The organism is Veillonella sp. VA141 (assembly GCF_003992175.1).
Lineage (GTDB): Bacteria > Bacillota > Negativicutes > Veillonellales > Veillonellaceae > F0422.
This window is the reverse complement of record NZ_RQVM01000003.1, coordinates 23096-40953: the sequence shown is the minus strand read 5'-3', so window position 1 is coordinate 40953 and position 17858 is coordinate 23096. Positions and strand designations below refer to the sequence as shown.

Annotated in this window: 18 protein-coding genes; 3 read left to right on the top strand and 15 right to left on the bottom strand. The window is 36.7% G+C overall.

Annotation, left to right across the window (positions count from 1 at the left end):
• Positions 1 to 216 precede the first annotated feature (216 nt).
• Positions 217 to 507: a type II toxin-antitoxin system RelB/DinJ family antitoxin gene (locus EO112_RS04275; protein WP_127135937.1), complete on the top strand. Its 291-nt coding sequence runs from the start codon at positions 217 to 219 to the stop codon at positions 505 to 507.
• A 2-nt stretch (positions 508 to 509) separates the two neighbouring features.
• Positions 510 to 860, top strand: a complete 351-nt coding sequence (locus tag EO112_RS04270) for a type II toxin-antitoxin system RelE/ParE family toxin (protein WP_127163094.1) — start codon at positions 510 to 512, stop codon at positions 858 to 860.
• A 50-nt stretch (positions 861 to 910) separates the two neighbouring features.
• Here EO112_RS04270 and eno read toward each other — a convergent pair whose 3' ends face one another.
• The 5 genes from eno to gap form a co-directional block, all read right to left on the bottom strand.
• A complete protein-coding gene (gene eno / locus EO112_RS04265) occupies positions 911 to 2197 on the bottom strand; it encodes a phosphopyruvate hydratase (protein WP_127163092.1) in 1287 nt (428 codons plus the stop codon).
• A 12-nt stretch (positions 2198 to 2209) separates the two neighbouring features.
• Entirely contained in the window at positions 2210 to 3736 is a 1527-nt protein-coding gene (gpmI, locus tag EO112_RS04260; RefSeq protein ID WP_127163090.1) for a 2,3-bisphosphoglycerate-independent phosphoglycerate mutase, read from the bottom strand.
• Positions 3737 to 3755: 19 nt separating this feature from the next.
• Positions 3756 to 4508, bottom strand: a complete 753-nt coding sequence (gene tpiA, locus EO112_RS04255; RefSeq protein WP_231723409.1) for a triose-phosphate isomerase — start codon at positions 4506 to 4508, stop codon at positions 3756 to 3758.
• A gap of 6 nt (positions 4509 to 4514) precedes the next feature.
• Positions 4515 to 5693: a phosphoglycerate kinase gene (gene pgk / locus EO112_RS04250; RefSeq protein ID WP_127163088.1), complete on the bottom strand. Its 1179-nt coding sequence runs from the start codon at positions 5691 to 5693 to the stop codon at positions 4515 to 4517.
• A gap of 64 nt (positions 5694 to 5757) precedes the next feature.
• Complete coding sequence (gap, locus tag EO112_RS04245) at positions 5758 to 6765, bottom strand: type I glyceraldehyde-3-phosphate dehydrogenase (protein WP_062402066.1); 1008 nt, start codon at positions 6763 to 6765, stop codon at positions 5758 to 5760.
• A gap of 637 nt (positions 6766 to 7402) precedes the next feature.
• Here gap and EO112_RS04240 point away from each other — a divergent pair.
• On the top strand, positions 7403 to 7627 hold the full coding sequence (locus EO112_RS04240; RefSeq protein ID WP_127163085.1) for a DUF2188 domain-containing protein: 225 nt from the start codon (positions 7403 to 7405) through the stop codon (positions 7625 to 7627).
• A 131-nt stretch (positions 7628 to 7758) separates the two neighbouring features.
• Here EO112_RS04240 and EO112_RS04235 read toward each other — a convergent pair whose 3' ends face one another.
• From EO112_RS04235 to EO112_RS04190, 10 genes are all read right to left on the bottom strand, one after another.
• Positions 7759 to 8466: a cytidylyltransferase domain-containing protein gene (locus tag EO112_RS04235; RefSeq protein ID WP_127163083.1), complete on the bottom strand. Its 708-nt coding sequence runs from the start codon at positions 8464 to 8466 to the stop codon at positions 7759 to 7761.
• A 13-nt stretch (positions 8467 to 8479) separates the two neighbouring features.
• Positions 8480 to 9598 carry a UDP-N-acetylglucosamine 2-epimerase gene (gene neuC / locus EO112_RS04230; protein ID WP_127163081.1) on the bottom strand — a complete coding sequence of 373 codons (1119 nt, stop codon included), beginning with the start codon at positions 9596 to 9598 and terminating at the stop codon, positions 8480 to 8482.
• A gap of 4 nt (positions 9599 to 9602) precedes the next feature.
• Positions 9603 to 10637, bottom strand: coding sequence for an N-acetylneuraminate synthase family protein (locus EO112_RS04225; protein WP_127163079.1), 1035 nt, complete (start codon positions 10635 to 10637; stop codon positions 9603 to 9605).
• The gene (locus EO112_RS04220; protein WP_127163077.1) at positions 10627 to 11709 is read right to left on the bottom strand and encodes a hypothetical protein; all 1083 of its coding nucleotides are present in this window, start codon (positions 11707 to 11709) and stop codon (positions 10627 to 10629) included. The genes EO112_RS04225 and EO112_RS04220 overlap by 11 nt, the downstream gene beginning before the upstream one ends.
• A gap of 30 nt (positions 11710 to 11739) precedes the next feature.
• A complete protein-coding gene (locus EO112_RS04215) occupies positions 11740 to 12513 on the bottom strand; it encodes a glycosyltransferase family 25 protein (RefSeq protein WP_127163075.1) in 774 nt (257 codons plus the stop codon).
• 135 nt (positions 12514 to 12648) lie between these two features.
• Positions 12649 to 13809 (bottom strand): glycosyltransferase family 4 protein, encoded by a 1161-nt coding sequence (locus tag EO112_RS04210; protein WP_127163073.1) that lies wholly within the window; start codon positions 13807 to 13809, stop codon positions 12649 to 12651.
• An 8-nt stretch (positions 13810 to 13817) separates the two neighbouring features.
• The gene (locus EO112_RS08410) at positions 13818 to 14465 is read right to left on the bottom strand and encodes a CatB-related O-acetyltransferase (RefSeq protein WP_127163071.1); all 648 of its coding nucleotides are present in this window, start codon (positions 14463 to 14465) and stop codon (positions 13818 to 13820) included.
• Positions 14458 to 15504 (bottom strand): glycosyltransferase family 9 protein, encoded by a 1047-nt coding sequence (locus EO112_RS04200; protein ID WP_127163069.1) that lies wholly within the window; start codon positions 15502 to 15504, stop codon positions 14458 to 14460. The genes EO112_RS08410 and EO112_RS04200 overlap by 8 nt, the downstream gene beginning before the upstream one ends.
• Before the next feature lie 11 nt (positions 15505 to 15515).
• Complete coding sequence (locus EO112_RS04195) at positions 15516 to 16691, bottom strand: glycosyltransferase (RefSeq protein WP_127163067.1); 1176 nt, start codon at positions 16689 to 16691, stop codon at positions 15516 to 15518.
• Between the two features lies 1 nt (position 16692).
• Entirely contained in the window at positions 16693 to 17826 is a 1134-nt protein-coding gene (locus EO112_RS04190; protein WP_127163065.1) for a glycosyltransferase, read from the bottom strand.
• Between the last annotated feature and the right edge of the window lie 32 nt (positions 17827 to 17858).

Sequence of the window (17858 nt, the reverse complement as noted above, 5' to 3'; positions counted from 1 at the left end):
TGAGGACTACCACTCCTCAACACGTTAGGTATCATCTTTTTTCATTCCTCAGATGAGCCTAACGCCGAACGCACGTTGATGGCTCTCCTTTTCTTAACTATATTATATCACAACCTACTACCTAGTCAATTTATATTTCATGTATTATTTTATATTGCATATTGCAATACAACGGTTTATAATTTAATTAATATAGTACACAGAAAGGAGCCCAACATGAAATCTGCTAGTGTTAATGTCCGAATTAATGAAAATATAAAACAACATGCTGAATCTATTTTAGAAGACCTTGGACTAAGTCGCGCTGTCGCTATTGATTTATTTTATCGACAAATTATCCTACATAAAGGACTACCTTTTGATCTAAAGTTAAATACACCACCTCTTAGTACATCTGACTTTAGCCCTTCAGAATTAGAAGATATTTTATCTCGTGGAGTCGAAGAAACAAACAACGGTCATGGACGTTCTGCTAAAGAATTTTTCGCTACTTTATTGGGAGAATAATTATGGAAACCTATGATATACGACTTTCATCATTTGCAGAATACAATTTATTAAATATCTATTGCTATATAGCTGAATCTTTCTCCGTAGAAACAGCTAAGTACACTTCGCATAAAATACATAAAGCTATAGAGAGTTTATCATATCTACCGCATCGATATCGTATTCTAAATGTATCTAAGCCCACTAAAAATGTATATCATATTTATTCTTTCGAGAAATATGATATTTATTATAGTATCAACGAAATTCATCATACGATTACTATTCTTGCCGTATTAAACCAACGTCAGGCTCCTAATTATAGTTTATTCTTGCAGGAACTTCCCGCAGTATACGGAAAATACATATAGGTTTTATACAAAAAGGACCCCGCAGGGTCCTTTTTTATTTTCACATATTCTTATCGTTTGATGTTATAAAACACATCGCTACCACGGTATTGAGCCGTTTCTGCCAACATATCTTCAATACGAAGTAATTGGTTGTATTTCGCTACGCGTTCGGAACGAGCTGGAGCACCAGTTTTGATTTGTCCAGCGTTTACTGCTACAGCGATATCAGCAATTGTGGAATCTTCTGTTTCACCAGAACGGTGAGAAATTACAGCTGTATAGCCTGCACGTTTTGCCATTTCAATAGCATCAAATGTTTCTGTCAACGTACCGATTTGGTTCACTTTGATCAAGATTGCATTCGCTGTATCTTCTTTGATACCACGAGACAAGCGTTCTGTGTTCGTTACGAATAAATCGTCACCTACTAATTGAACAGTTTTGCCAAGGCGCTCCGTCAATAGTTTCCAGCCTTCCCAATCTTCTTCTGCCAAGCCATCTTCGATGGAGTAAATTGGATATTTTTCACAAAGTTCTGCATAGTATTCTACCATCTCAGCAGCTGTTTTTACTTTGCCTTCACCAGCTAAGTGATACTTGCCATCTTTGTAGAACTCAGAAGATGCTGCATCAATAGCAAATACAATATCTTTACCCACTACAAGACCTGCTTTTTCAATAGCTTCTGTAATCACTTGTAATGCTTCTTCATTGGAACCTAAGTTCGGAGCAAAGCCCCCTTCATCACCTACACCTGTGGCCAAGCCTTTTGCTTTCAATACACCTTTCAATGTATGGTATACTTCTGCACAATAACGCAATGCTTCCATAAAGCTAGATGCACCAATTGGCATAATCATGAACTCTTGGATATCCACGTTATTATCTGCATGAGCTCCACCATTTAAAATATTCATCATTGGTACTGGCAATTCTTTTGCATTCGTGCCACCAAGGTATTGGAATAATGGTAAATCATAGGATTCAGCCGCTGCACGAGCTACTGCCATGGATACACCTAAAATTGCATTGGCCCCTAATTTTGCTTTATTTGGCGTACCATCTAACTCGATCATCACTCCATCGATAGCCACTTGCTCAGATGCATCAAACCCTAAAATAGCAGGTCCAATGATGTCATTTACGTTTGCTACCGCTTGTAATACACCTTTACCTAAGTAACGAGGAGACCCGCTATCGCGCAATTCCACCGCTTCAAATTGACCAGTGGACGCTCCAGATGGAACCGCTACACGACCAATCGTACCGTCTTCTAAATATACTTCTACTTCTACTGTTGGATTGCCACGAGAATCCATAATCTCTCTTGCGTATACATCAGTAATTACTGCCATTGTTACTTCTCCTTATTGTACTAACAAACTTTCACCACTCATAGCTTCAGGCTGCTTAATACCGCCTAAAGCCAGAATAGTTGGTGCTAAATCACATAGCCGACCTGGTCGCAAGGTGACACCCTCTGGGGCTCCCACTAAAATGAGTGGTACCGGATTCGTCGTATGCGCCGTGTGCGGAATTTCTGTGGTATGGTCCACCATGACCTCAGAATTTCCATGGTCCGCTGTAATTAATAATTGACCATTCCTATCTTGAATGGCTTTCACAATCTCTGAAAGCCCCGCATCTACTGCTAAAATAGCTCGTTTTGCTGCTTCAAAATCACCCGTATGGCCTACCATATCTGGGTTCGCATAGTTCAAAATAATCATATCATACTCGCCACTGCGAATGGCGGATACTACCTTTTCTGTTACCTCTGGAGCACTCATCTCTGGTTGCAAATCATAGGTAGCCACCTTAGGAGATGGCACTAAGATTCGATCTTCCCCAGGGAATACATCTTCCTTACCACCATTGAAGAAATATGTCACATGAGCATATTTCTCTGTTTCCGCAATGCGCAGTTGACGATAGCCACCCTTAGCTAGCACTTCTCCTAGGGTATCTGTTAGCAGTTCTTTATCATACACCACAGGCACTGGTAAGTCCGCTTCATACCGAGTCAAACTCGCCACATAGGAACCTTGCAATACATGTTTTCGTTCAAATCCACTGAAATCAGGATCTACCACAGCACGCACTAATTGACGAGCCCGATCAGGACGGAAGTTAAAGAACAAGATCGCATCTCCATCCTGCATACCTGTATACCCTTCCACCACAGATGGAATGACAAATTCATCTGTCGTTTCATCAGCATAACTGTGTTCTACCGCTTCATGAGCACAACCTACTTCTGTGCCACTACCACATACCATGGCATTATACGCCAGTTGCACTCGTTCCCATCGTTGATCACGGTCCATACCATAATAACGACCACCTATTGTCGCAATCGATCCTAAGCCCAATTCTTTGCAATAGTGAGCAATATCATCAATATAGGCCAACGCACTTTGTGGAGGTACATCACGACCATCCAAGAAGGCATGGATATAGACTTTTCCTACACCGGCCTCTTTAGCGCCACGAAGTATTGCCTTCAAGTGATCAATATGCGAGTGGACACCGCCATCCGACAACAAGCCCACTAGATGCAAGGCTTGTTTAGCCCCTTCTTCATAGGCTTTCACCAAGGTAGGACGAGTGAATAAGGTTCCTTCCTCTGCCTCTTTCGTGATGCGCGTCAATTCTTGGTACACAATACGTCCGGCACCAATATTCAAATGCCCCACTTCAGAGTTTCCCATCTGTCCATCTGGCAAGCCTACGGCCATACCAGATGCATCCAATAGAGTGTGAGGGCACTTATCCCATAATTCTAAAAATGTTCGGGGGTTCGCTTGTACCACCGCATTGGTTGGGTCTTGACCATCCCCAATACCGAATCCATCAAGGATTGTTAGCATCACTGGTCCTTTTAATTTTGCCATACGCTACCTCAAACCTATGTTAACAGGCATTAATAATTCCCGTAAAAGTCTCTGCTTCCAAGGAAGCACCGCCCACCAAAGCACCATCTACATGGGCTTGGGCTAAAATATCTTTCGCATTCTCCGGTTTTACACTGCCACCATATAGAATGCGTACTTGTTCTGCAATGTCCGGCGTATACATAGCGGCAATTTTCTCACGAATGCTTTGGCATACTTCCCCAGCTTGTTCCGCTGTGGCTGTACGACCTGTGCCAATGGCCCAAATCGGTTCGTAGGCAATCACCACTTCTGTCATTTCTTCTGCAGGCACTCCATGCAATCCCATTTCTAATTGGGAATGAATGAATGCCACCGTTTCCCCACTTTCACGTTGGTTTAAGCTTTCACCTACACAAAGGATAGGGCTCATGCCATGTTGTAAAACAATGCGTACACGCTTATTCACACAACGATCTGCTTCTTTAAAGATAGAACGTCGTTCAGAGTGCCCCACAATTACGTAGGACACGCCTAAGTCCGTCAACATCGAAGGAGATACTTCCCCTGTATAGGCACCAGATTCTTCGTGGAACACATTTTGCGCCCCTACACGAACCTTGGTGTCTTCCGCTAAATCAGCTACAGTGCTAATGGCTGTAAACGGAGGGCATACCACCACTTCACAACTAGCATCTGCCACTAATGTTTTCAATTGTTCTACGAATACTGTGGCTTCCGTATTCGTCATATGCATTTTCCAGTTCCCAGCAATGATCGGTTGTCGCATGATAACCTCCTATGCCTCTTGTAAGGCTGCAATACCTGGTAATACTTTGCCTTCTAAGTACTCTAAGGAGGCGCCGCCACCAGTGGAAATATGAGAAATTTTGTGACTTAATCCACTTTTTTCAATAGCCGCTACAGAATCGCCGCCGCCTACAATTGTAGTTGCATTCGCCTCTGCCACCGCTTTCGCTACCGCATTGGTACCACCTGCGAATACTTCCATTTCAAATACGCCCATAGGACCATTCCAAACGATCATTTTCATCGGTGCTAAAGCCTCTGCGAATAGCTCACGGCTCTTCGGACCAATGTCTAAGGCCATCCAACCCTCTTCAATAGCCGTTGCATCTACCACCTTGTGATTAGCAGTTTCACTGAAAGCATCGGCTACAACGAAGTCTACTGGCAATAATAGGTTAGTGTTAGTTTCTTTTGCACGAGCAATTAATTCACGAGCTAGTTCAAATTTGTCAGCTTCCACTAAGGAAGTACCCACATTATGACCTTGAGCCGCTACGAAAGTATTTGCCATACCACCGCCGATGATCAATACTTCTACTTTTGGTAATAAGTTAGAAATGACTTCAATTTTGTCGCTTACTTTGGCGCCACCTATGATAGCTGCAAATGGGTGTTCAGGATGCTCTACAGCACCACCGACATAGCGAATTTCTTTTTCTAATAAGAAACCAGCTCCCATTGGTAAGTATTTCGTAATCCCTTCCACAGAGGCGTGGGCACGATGAGATACGCCGAAGGCATCATTCACGCCCACTTCTGCTAAATCCGCTAAGGCTTTGGCAAAAATAGGATCATTTTTTTCTTCTTCTTTATAGAACCGAAGATTTTCTAATACCACCACATCACCGGACTTCATTTCACTTACAGCTTGTGCAGGGATATCACCAATGCAATCTTCTACAAAACGAACTGGTTGTTCTAATAATTCACTCAATCGTTTGGCACAAGGAGCTAAGGTAAACTCTGGTTTACGCTCTCCTTTAGGGCGACCTAAATGAGAGGCAATCACTACCTTCGCACCTTGGTCAATCAAATGACGCAAGGTAGGTAATGTGGCACGAATACGAGTGTCATCAGTGATAACACCGTCTTTCAAAGGTACATTAAAATCAACTCGTACAAATACAATTTTATTTGCTACATTCATATTTGCTAGTGAAAGTTTCATACTGTCTCCTATGTATATACAATAAACATGCCAAAAAGGGACTACCCTCGTAGTCCCCGGCAGATTATAAGCCTCGTTTGCTCATGTACACAGCTAAGTCAACAATACGAGAGGAATAGCCCCACTCATTGTCATACCAAGCTACTACTTTTGCCATATTGCCTTCCATCACCATTGTCAAGTCTGCATCTACGATAGAACTACGAGCATCACCATTGAAGTCTTTGGATACTAATGGCAAATCAGATACGCCAAGAATACCTTTTAACTCACCTTCAGCTGCTTTGCGGAATGCTGCATTGATGCTTTCTTTAGTTGCTTCTTTTTCAAGTTCTACTACTAAGTCTGTTACAGACACATTTGGAGTAGGTACACGAAGAGCAAAGCCATTTAATTTACCTTTTAATTCAGGTAATACTAATGCCACTGCTTTTGCTGCACCTGTTGTAGTAGGAATAATAGACATCGCTGCTGCACGAGCACGACGTAAGTCTTTATGTGGTGCATCCAATACACGTTGGTCATTTGTGTAAGAGTGCACTGTTGTCATCATACCACGTTTGATACCAAATTCTTGATGCAATACTTTTGCAAATGGAGCTAAACAGTTTGTAGTACAACTTGCATTAGATACTACATGATGTGTAGCTGGATCATATTCACTTTCATTGACACCCATAACGATTGTTTTATCTTCATCTTTACCTGGTGCGGAAATGATTACTTTTTTAACAGTGCCCCCTAAATGAGCTGCTGCTTTTTCACGAGAACGGAACACACCCGTACATTCGATAACCACTTCTACCCCTTCGGAGGACCAGTCTAATTTTGCTGGATCACGGTCACAGAATACACGTGTTTTTTTGCCGTCTACTACTAAATATTCGCCTTCTACAGACACGTCACAGCTTAAGTTGCCATGAATTGAGTCATGTTTAAACAGTAAAGCGGAACCTTCAATATCACCAGTATCATTAATGGCTACTACTTCCACATCTGGGTTGTTAAGAGCCGCGCGCATGACGCATTTACCAATACGACCAAAGCCATTAATACCAATCTTCACTGCCATAATCAATTCCTCCTAAAATTTCTTATACTACATAAGTTGTTATACCTCTATTTTACAAGACTATTGGGGTTGGTGCAAGTTTAAAAACAATTCATCTTTTCTTTATAGCCTGCTAAACATTGATTCTGCATAGAGCTTTATATCATAATGGTGTAATATCTTCACTTTCACTATACAGATATACAATTACATGATTAATCTTTTTATCTTCATTTTAATGTGAATTCATTACATAAAATAGGCTTTATATTCCTTCTTAACAAATTACAAAAAAACCAGGGCAATACATAGTATTGCTCCGGTAGAAACTATATAATTTATTGGGTTGTATTAATAATACTACAGTTACACAAAATGGTTGGAGACCATTTCTGTTACATAGTCACAAAGTGTTTCTTAGCCATAATATGCAATTAGACTTTAAAATATGTGCAACAAAATATCCTCCACCATACGAGATTTGGTGGAAACATTATGTAGAATGCTATTTAGTAAAAAATAGTATTTATGTTGCTCGAAATAAAATCGTGTATCTATTAAATCCATTTGTCAAATCTAATAACCTATTCAACAATTTCCTGCTAGTAGAAACTATCATATTAATTGTTGTATAATATATAAGAAAGGAGAATACACTATGGGAAAAAATCAACATGTAGTACCCTCTAAAAATAACGGGTGGAATGTTAGAGGCGAAGGTAATACAAGAGTAACTAAGCATTTTAATATAAAAAAAGATGCAGTTGATTATGCTCGTCAAATTAGTCGCAATCAAAAAAGCGAATTAGTTATTCATAATAAAGACGGCAAAATAGCTCAAAAAGATAGCCATGGCCACGATTCATATCCACCAAAAGGCTAACTAATTAGATCCTATACTAAATAGGGCTGTAACAAAATGTACTTTTTTACATTTTTGTTACAGCCCCTTTATATTGTAGCAGTATTTCACCACTGCTTACCCTATAAAACGAATTTTATACTTATATATACCTATTCATCACACAATATAAAGTCACCTTTTAAGAGTTTCTCCGCTTCATCCAAATCATCCCATGTATCGATATCCACAGAATGTTCTCGATTCATGATATAAGGAATTGGATTATCGTTAAAGCTCAACGATTCCGTAATATCGGAAATTGCATTGATATAAATAGCCCCATTTACCTCATAATAGGTTGGCATATCCTGTCTTCGAATCGTACTATTTTCACTAATAATACGTTGTAATTGTGAGCCCTTAATAGTACGCAATAAAAAAGGTGAAACTTTAGCCACATTCACGCTGACTACTCCTTTCATCTCATTTTGAAAGAATACATCAATTGCTACATCAATTTCGTCGGTAGTCCGTAATGGTGATGTTGGCTGCAATAATACTACAGTATCAAAGTTTTGCCCTATTGCTTGTAATCTATTTACAGCATCAACAACAACAGAAATCGTTCTTGCCTCATCAGAAGCAATCTTAGCATCTCTAAGAAATGGAACTGATGCTCCATAGTCCTCACTAACCCGTTGTATATCAACATCATCCGTACTGACTAACACCGTATCGATATACGCAGATTGTTTAGCCGCTCCAATGGTATGCGCTATCAACGGCTTACCACATAAATTAATAATATTTTTATGGGGAATTCCCTTACTACCCCCTCTTGCTGGTATGATAGCAAGAATTCTTTTATCCTGATACATAGCAAACTATTCCTCAATAACTTAAACGTTTTTGCAATGATGTGCTCCAAAATTCTGGTTGTTCTAAAAGTTCCATAAATAATTCGGAACTATTACCCGTTCCCCAACTATGAGAAACTTTATATCTATCCGGCAAGGATTGTATTGCCGATACAATGATATCTTGTTCACAATCTACATGAACAATACTCGTATTTTCTGCAGAATACCGTCCATGTTGTCGACTACCAATATCAATCGTTGGCACTCCAAAATATGGAGCTTCACGTACACCCGCACTAGAATTGCCAAGTATAAATTCTGTATGTTGTAATAGGACTAAAAAATCTTCAAACCCTATCGACTTAAACATAGTAAAATCTGTACAAGTATCTAATTCTTTATAGGCATCAAGAATAGTTTGACTACCAGTATCATTATTTGGATAAATCACAACATACTGTTTGTCACTCACTTTACATGCTTGAATAATCTCTTTCACTTGACTTTGCAAGTTCTTCACTTCTGTCACAACTGGATGAAATAATAAAATCGCATAAGAATCATATAAAATCCCCAACTTTTTCTTTATATCCTCAATGGAACCTAATTTTTTATGTTTAATGATATCAATGTCAGGAGATCCGATAATTTTTATTCGTTGCTCATCCTCACCCATGGCTAATAGAATCTCTTTAGCTTGTTCATTGGCTACTAGATGTACATGGGCAAATCTCGTAATCGCATGACGTATGGACTCATCAATCGTACCCGTGATCTCACCGCCTTCTATATGGACGACATGTATATTATTAAATGCCCCCACAATTGAACCCATTAAAGCATCTCCACGATCACCATGTACAACGATACAATCTGGTTTTACTTCCCCTATGTACCGGGTAAAATTAGAAATACCTTTACCTAAATCAGCAGACATATTATAGGTTGGCATATTTTCTCTTGCAATATAAATATGGTTGTACCCATCTTTCACAACTTCTTTAAAGGTAGAACCATATTCAGATAACAGATGCATCCCCGTTACATACACATGTAATTCATAATCGAACGAGGCTTCTACTGATAACATTAAAGATTTTAACTTACCATAGTCAGCTCTTGTGCCTGTAATAAAAACAATTCGTTTCATAGTATTACTCTATCATATCCCAAGTAAGGTGCGTATCAGTTGAAATATCCACCGTCGCTATTTTCCCTAAAATTTGTTCAAAATCTTTTGCTAAAATTTGTCCCGTTCCAGGTCGTTTTACCCATACATTATCAGTGGTAAACACATCACCTGCTTTAATATCTGCAATGGTAACAACTGTTGCATAGGCAAAATCGATGGTCACTTGTTCTTCTTGAATTGGGGCTTTCTTTCCACCTAGCATGGCTGGCACTTCCTGTGCTGCACTCAGCAATTCTTGTAAAGCCTTTGGATCCATAGAACATACAATATCTGGACCTTTGCGATTCATAGAGTCGGTGAAATGACGCTCTAATATGACTGCTCCCAGTGCCATAGCTGCAATACAGGCATTATTATTAACTGTATGGTCCGATAATCCAATAGGTACATGTGGAAAGGTTTGCATCATCTCCTGCATCGCTCCCAAGCGAACCCACTCAGGCTTCGTTGGATATAAATTAGTCGTATGTAGTAATGCAAAAGGTACCTTTTCTTCTTCTAGAATCGCCACGGTCCGTTGGATACTTTCTAAATCATTCATCCCCGTAGACACAATCATAGGCTTACCAAATCGTGCAATATGTCGAATTAAAGGGAGATTATTCATTTCGCCTGATCCAATTTTATAAGCTTTTACCCCAAATCTTTCTAACCGCTCTGCTGCCGCTCGTGAAAAAGGAGTACTGATAAATTCCATACCTAGCGATTCTGTATATTTCATCAATTCGTATTCATCAGATTCACTCAATGCAGCTTGTTCCATAATATCATATATAGAAATATCAGCATTACCTGGAATGACATTCTTAGCCGCACCACTCATCTCATCTTCTACTATATGAGTTTGGTGCTTTACAATACGAGCACCACTTTGGTACGCCGCATATACCATTTCTTTAGCAACCGTTAAACTACCATTATGATTAATTCCCATTTCTGGAATCACCAAAGGTCTACAGCCACGACCTACTTCAATTTGACCTATATTAAACTTCATGTTGACACACCCGTTCTAATTCTTCCATTGAATCAATAGGAATCACTTTACCTAGTTTTACCAATTTATCAAAAAATTCTAATACTTCTTCAGTACTAATGTCCACATTACCATATTTTTCTATTTCTATTACAACGATAGGATATAGATAATAATTTTTTATATCGTACGAATCACCTAGTAAAAAACTAGACGTTAACACACTAGAAAAAAGAGAATATTGAATTACCTTCATATCTGGATGGTTTAGTAAATATAGTTCCCAAGGATAGTCAATTTGCAAAGTATCTCCCTTATATATTCGTTCTTTTTCTCTTGGATGAAACTTTCTATACAGTGAAATACCTGTATTTCTAATGCGATTTACCAATATTTCTTGCATAATCCCCACTGTTTCTAATGCATATTCCCTACTAGAACGAGACTGGAATAGCTTCAATAGTCTACGTATTTTTGCTTTCTTAGATAACTCATACCGAAGAGGCTGTGAAAAAAATATATGTAAAACTACATCTTTTATTTCTATCATATCATCATAACTAACATTAAATATTTGATTCAATTGCTTCAATAACACATAATTATCTGACTTTATTTTAGGGATTTGTTTAATAGTAAACCTATTATCACCATAAAAGTTAGCTAATGTTGGTTCATATAAATATACTGTTCGACAACCACAACAATCATTACAAGATTCTATAAATGAATTTAAATAAGTCATAGTACCCTCATCAAATATAGATACTTTAGTTTTTGATGATAAAATTTCTGTTTTATATGTTATTAAAAACATACCATTAGTAACAAAAATCTCATTATATTTTTGTAAGAAAATCTCCTCAACTTTGTCCGACGAGAGTAAGCGTACAAAACCAAATATTCCCAAACTGGTCAAATTTCTAGAATATTTTTTAGCTTTTAGCAAATGATCTTCTAAACAAATTATATCTGCTTTATAGTTATAGGCGTTTATTAAGTTTAATGCCGTAATAATTTGCATTTCTGTTGCTACTATAAATAACACGTTTATCTTATTCATACCTATACCATTTTCTGTATTATTTAACAATAGTCCCTCGCTACATTCTTAATGACCCATTTACCTTGTATATCGCTTTACTCTTTCATAAAGCACTCGTCTAAAATGTTTAATCCCCACTTGTAATTTTTTCATGATGGAAAGACGCTTATATAAGTCATTATATATTTTATCTCGTTTTTCCATTCTTTCACGCCATTTAGAAGGCAAAAATCGTTCATCTCCAATAACCGAATCAAATTCAGGATTTTGAATAACCAGATTTTCATTTAAACAATATAGTTGTAAATCCCCTAGCCAACAATAATATTCAAAGGCATCCATTTCAAAGCGTATAGGGGTCTGAATTTCTAAAATAATTTTTGCAGCCGCCCTGTTAATAATATAACCAACGGTACTATAAAATTTATAGCTAGAAAAAATAGATATTTCATTATTAATCCTGAACCTTTCTTTTTTATTATATGCCCCCTTCTGTAATGCAACAACAACTGGAGCCTCAATTGTATCTATCACATTTACAATCTGTTCTAGTACATGAATATTACACATTTCCGTAAAAAGAACATCCTCTTCAAAAATGATAATAGATTTTTCTTCACTATTCAAAAATGTTTCATATATTTTTTTATGGCTCAATACACAGCCTACTTCACCTTTCGTAAGAAAGCTATTCTCTATAGTATGTGAATATACTTCTATATCACTCATTCTAGTTGCCATAATAGCTTCTGTAAACGATATCTCATTAATCCCTATGCCTTTAAATATATCCTTAATAGACTCTCGTCTATCTCTATTTAAAGCGTCCGATATTATAGTATAGTTTAACATTCATGTCTCCTGTAAGTATATAATATAATGTTAAAATATAATAAAATCACATACTTTATGAATGAAAATTAGATACTTAACTTAAACAATTTTTATTGAGCATCCAATTTCAATATAAGATTAAGCTTTACCCATTCATTTTAACGAGTTTTTATACAAAATCAACAATCGATTTAATTCAGCACCAATAGTTTTATAATCGAATGTATCTCTTGCATAGCTTATCGCTTTTTCTATTTCAGATTTTATAAGATGTTCATCATTCATATATTCTACCATTGCATTTGCAAAACCATTAGATGTATAGTCATCCACTACCTTACCAATAGTTTCATTATTTGTTGTATCTCTTACAAAAGAGCTATACCGGCTAATAATAGGTACACAGCCAAAATACATACCTTCTAAAGTTGCAATACACGCCCCTTCTGTTCTACTAGGCATACAAATTATTTTTGATTGTTTTAATAGGTCAGCTAATTCATTTCTATCTGTTATATTTCCCAATTGAACTATATTAGATACAAGCCTTGGATTCTCTTCTAAAAATTTCGTGATATACTGTGAAAATTCCTTTGTTTGTGGTCCCACAAAGTAGAATTTCCATTGACTACGTATTTTATCAGGAATTTCTAATATACTATTCAAAAATAATTCAGTATTCTTCTCATAAATGCCAAGTCTACCAACAGTAATCACAATATTTTCTTTTTGATCTATATTTACGGTGGCATCATCGATCCCTAATATAGATACACCGTTTGGTAAGTAATATAACCTATCTTTAAACATTGGGCTATTTTTTAAAGTATTATAATACTCTTTTGTTTCTACAGTAAAAAAATCAATATACCTACTTTTAAAAAACTCAAGACGACTGCGTAAATTCGAGAAGTTTCGCTTTGGAGAAAAGTGGGAAAATCCACCTTGTCCCATATCTAGCTTAGAATATACAGTGATATTAGGATTAATTTTCTTACAAAGTTTAGCTAATTTATATACAGTACTTCCATAATTAAAAAATATAATTACGTCATAATCTGTTATATGGTCTACTATATATTTTTTTATGTCTAATACCTGTTTCCTGAATTCTAAGCTTTCTGAAATTTTATTAACACACACAGATCTTAAAAATTGAGGATTCCACTCTACTTCATACTCACTACTATTACATCCACAATAATTAGCTGTGTAATTAAAAGATTTATTCAATTCATACAATAACATCCCCGCATCTTTATAGGCAATGACCGAATCGTATGATGGACCTGATAATATTTCTAATATTCTCATATTTTACTCTACTTTAAATAATACGCATCTACAAAAGCAACAGGATCTTCAAATAACTTGTAAGAGGAACGTATTTTTTCATCTTCCCATTCCCACCATTTCATGATAAGCAATTTTTGGATTATCTCTTCTGGGAAACGATATCTAATAATTTTATTAGCACCTACTACAATGGCATATGGTGGTACATCTTTTGTTATTACACTACCTGCACCAATAACAGCTCCATCACCAATTGTAAGGTTATTTAAAATTGTACACCGTGCACCAATCCAAACATCATTACCAATGACTGTACTTTTGTTAATAGGTAATTCATTCCGATATTCCAATTCCGACTGCCACGTAGTAACATAATCAGTTTTATGTCCATTCGGAACCACTAATTGGTCAATCGCAATAGAACAATATGCTCCAATAGACTTGATAATATCATCCCGTATATATTTATATCCCCAAGTGAATTTGCCAACAGGAATTCCTGAATATTTTTCTGTATAATATCTTCCCAAATTATCTTTAAATCCATATTTTTTTAATGACAATTTATAGACATATTCTGGGCAAATTCTGCTACCCTTGATTCTATAAACCATTTCTGCTAAATACGCATCCATTTTAGAAATATCATATTTCTCAATTAAATTATTATCCATCATTTTCTCCAGTTATTAATCGATATTCTCCCAAAGGTTTTCCTTCATCATAGCATCTTTGAATTTCTGTGATAACTCTTTTTACAGAGATCTGCTTCATGCATATTGGATTCTCACACCAACCAGGTCCTTTAAACATATAATCACACGGTGAACAATCCATTTCAGCACATATACTAGCAAATATACGTTGTGGTCTACATCGCCAATCAGGCTCTGATCCATATAGACCAATGACTGGAGTATTAACAGCATTTGCTACATGGATAGGAAAACTACATCCATTAACAACCATATCTGCTAATCGTATAACTTCTCCTGTTTCATGGAGATTTGTTCTTCCTCTTAAATCAAGAACATTATCAGGAAATTCTATATCAGTATATTTTTTTGACGGAACGCCAATAATAACCACACTCTTTTCTATTTTTTCTAATTCTCTAAATAGTTCCAACCAGTGTTCAATAGGCCAATCTTTAGGATATCCACCTGTTTCTAAACTACAAACAATAAAATCTTTATAACGTCTATGTTGTAATAATTCAATTACATTCTTCTTCTCTAATTCACTTCCCTCTGGATAGAAAAGACTATCCCATTCTGGTAATTGTGTAATATCAATTTGTAGTATATCTTTTACAAAGTCCGCATACACTACTGGTTCATAGGCATAATTCATCCATGATTTAGCAGAAATAAGATCCGTTAAAAAAAACTTTCTTTTGTGAGGAAAACCAATTCTTTTCTTTACTCTCGCTAACCAATAAATTATAGAGATACGATACAGCGTATCCATCAAATATACAATATCAGCTCTCCATATTTTTTTTATAATATTCCAAGAACTTTTATAGCTTTTATCGAATCCTAGATATTCATCAACAAACGGACACCCCTCCATTAGAGACCTGGCATTTTCTTCCCCTACTACGATTAACTTACTTTCCGGCAAAAGTGTCTTTATTCCTCTCAATATAGGGGTAAGCATCACCATATCCCCTAAACCACCAAATCGACTCATTACAATTTTTTTATACATACTATTAATCCCTATTTTGTATTAATGTTATTTAACAACTGTTCCCACTGATCCCATATTCTATCTGGAGCATACACTTTCATACCTGTATTGGCATTCATTCCATATTCTGCACGTAATGCTTGATTAGCCATTAACTTCTTTAATCCTTGAGCTAATCCATCGACACCATCTTCACACAGTATTCCATTGTATCCATCAATAATTAGTTCATTAACGGCGCTACAGGATGCAAAGCCCACAGCCGGCAAACCCTTACTCATAGCTTCCCCTAATGATAGTCCAAATCCTTCATAGGCACTTGGAAAGGCAAAAATATCACAGCTTGCTAATGCATCTTCAACATTATTTGTCGAACCCGCAAAGTAAATTCTATCTTGTAAACCATGTGCTGAAATTATTAATTCCATTTGTTTAAAAAAGGCTTCCCCTTCTTTTGCCCCCCACAAAACTAACTCCCAGTTTGGAAACTCATCTGCTAATTTACAAAATGCCTCAATCAACAAGTGTGGTTGCTTATGATTTTTAGATAATCTTGCCAAAAAACCAATTCGATAGATTTCTTTAGTCCTATTTAAATCGACTTGTTCCTTATATTGTGGAATCGCATTACCAATCACAGTCACCTTGGCATTCGGTAAATGATGCAATAGATGTTCCTTAAAGGATGGTAAAAGAACTTGGTTCATTGCACATTTCTCTACAGCTGGTATTTCTGCTGTTGGATAAAAGTGGAAATAATCTTCCGGATCACCATGACTCATTGTTACAACTGGTATAGAGATATTTAAATCCATAACCAACAATTTTGTTGCTGCTGGTTGAAAGCTCACAATAACATCTGGTTGCGTCTCTTCTAAGATTCTTCCCAATGGTATCAACAAATATTTTTCAGCAAATTCATTATTAATGGTTCTCGCTTTTTGCTTATTAAACATACGATACCATTCACGTTTTAGGCGTATTGTAAGCGGATAATTCACTCTTTTTCCATCCATATTCCGCAAGTCGTATTGTAAGATATCTCTATTTATAGGATAGTAAAATTCTCCAGATTGTTCATCGCTATACACTAATACAACCTCATGGCCTCGTTGGTACATTTCATTGGCAAATTTACAAGTTACCTTGGCTAGTCCACCACTATCGTCAACCATTTTTGTAAAATTAGCTAACAAAATTTTCATATTATGTCCCTCTCAAAATCTCTCGAATTAGCGCCTCATGACTATATACCTCATTAGCCTTTTCCAAGGCAACTTTAGTTTCTGCTTTTTTTGTACTTAACAAATCTACTAATTCTTGCATAGCACTAATAATATCTGATTCTTTCAATGAATGTATCACACCTCCAATAGGAAATTGTTCTATTACCTCTGGATTTAATTCTGGTGACACTAATACTGGTTTGTTATATCCAATGGCTGTAAATAGCATGGCTCCCCAATGGTATCTATATCTCTCAGCAGCATACGGCATTGCAATGGCATCTACAGATAGTAACGCATCTTCCCAATCTTTTCCAATCAAGTTTTCATGACGGAATACGATATTGGACATATGTTTGTACTTTTCTATAAGTGAAGTAAATAAAGCGGTATCCTCAGGTTTTGCAGTAGCGCCTTGAACTACCAATTCAACAGGTACTGCAAATTTTGCATGTATAAAGGCTTGTATAAATGGTTCTAAGTTTTTTTCTTTACGAAATTGTCCGAAAAATCCTATGCGTATTGGACCTTCATGATTTTCTAAAGGCTCGGTAGTATCGAATACAGGTTTAAACACAGGTGGCGCTACTAAATGAACATTACTTAAACCACTATTAGCAAAATCATTTCGCAAGGTAATGACATGCAAATGAACATTCTTATACGACTGTACACGTCTAGCTTGTTTTTCAAACTTAGGTTGTTCCTTAGGATTGATGCCATGAAATATAATATGTACAGGAACTGATGAGTTTTTTAATTCACTTCTCAGCAAAGATTTAATATAGCGATATGTCGCCGTAGGAATGATTATGGCATCACAAGCACCTTGTTTTGCTAATTCATAAGCACTATTAAACCAGGCTACACGTCGTTTCTCACGTTGTAATGATCGCCATAGTTTTTGGTACCAAGTTGCTCCAGCATACGTCACAACTTCACCACCTTGCAACTCATGCACAGGTGCTCCATAATCAACTTTAAAAGGAAATTTTTCTGGCACAAAAAACATAGGCTCATGTCCTTGCCGTTTCATTTCGTTCACAAGAATTCTATCAAACTCTACTTCATGACCAGCTGGCATGATAATACTTTCTAATATGGCAACTCGCATGAGAACTCCTTACCGTAACCTTATAATACTTT

Excerpts from the sequence above, each read along its gene's own strand:
- EO112_RS08410 (WP_127163071.1), bottom strand. The coding sequence starts at position 14,465 with ATGGATAATAATTTAATTGAGAAATATGATATTTCTAAAATGGATGCG.
- EO112_RS04195 (WP_127163067.1), bottom strand. The coding sequence starts at position 16,691 with ATGAAAATTTTGTTAGCTAATTTTACAAAAATGGTTGACGATAGTGGT.
- EO112_RS04235 (WP_127163083.1), bottom strand. The coding sequence starts at position 8,466 with ATGTATCAGGATAAAAGAATTCTTGCTATCATACCAGCAAGAGGGGGT.
- EO112_RS04225 (WP_127163079.1), bottom strand. The coding sequence starts at position 10,637 with ATGAAGTTTAATATAGGTCAAATTGAAGTAGGTCGTGGCTGTAGACCT.
- pgk (WP_127163088.1), bottom strand. The coding sequence starts at position 5,693 with ATGAAACTTTCACTAGCAAATATGAATGTAGCAAATAAAATTGTATTT.
- neuC (WP_127163081.1), bottom strand. The coding sequence starts at position 9,598 with ATGAAACGAATTGTTTTTATTACAGGCACAAGAGCTGACTATGGTAAG.
- EO112_RS04190 (WP_127163065.1), bottom strand. The coding sequence starts at position 17,826 with ATGCGAGTTGCCATATTAGAAAGTATTATCATGCCAGCTGGTCATGAA.
- eno (WP_127163092.1), bottom strand. The coding sequence starts at position 2,197 with ATGGCAGTAATTACTGATGTATACGCAAGAGAGATTATGGATTCTCGT.
- gap (WP_062402066.1), bottom strand. The coding sequence starts at position 6,765 with ATGGCAGTGAAGATTGGTATTAATGGCTTTGGTCGTATTGGTAAATGC.
- EO112_RS04275 (WP_127135937.1), top strand. The coding sequence starts at position 217 with ATGAAATCTGCTAGTGTTAATGTCCGAATTAATGAAAATATAAAACAA.
- EO112_RS04240 (WP_127163085.1), top strand. The coding sequence starts at position 7,403 with ATGGGAAAAAATCAACATGTAGTACCCTCTAAAAATAACGGGTGGAAT.
- EO112_RS04210 (WP_127163073.1), bottom strand. The coding sequence starts at position 13,809 with ATGAGAATATTAGAAATATTATCAGGTCCATCATACGATTCGGTCATT.
- EO112_RS04270 (WP_127163094.1), top strand. The coding sequence starts at position 510 with ATGGAAACCTATGATATACGACTTTCATCATTTGCAGAATACAATTTA.
- EO112_RS04200 (WP_127163069.1), bottom strand. The coding sequence starts at position 15,504 with ATGTATAAAAAAATTGTAATGAGTCGATTTGGTGGTTTAGGGGATATG.
- gpmI (WP_127163090.1), bottom strand. The coding sequence starts at position 3,736 with ATGGCAAAATTAAAAGGACCAGTGATGCTAACAATCCTTGATGGATTC.
- EO112_RS04215 (WP_127163075.1), bottom strand. The coding sequence starts at position 12,513 with ATGTTAAACTATACTATAATATCGGACGCTTTAAATAGAGATAGACGA.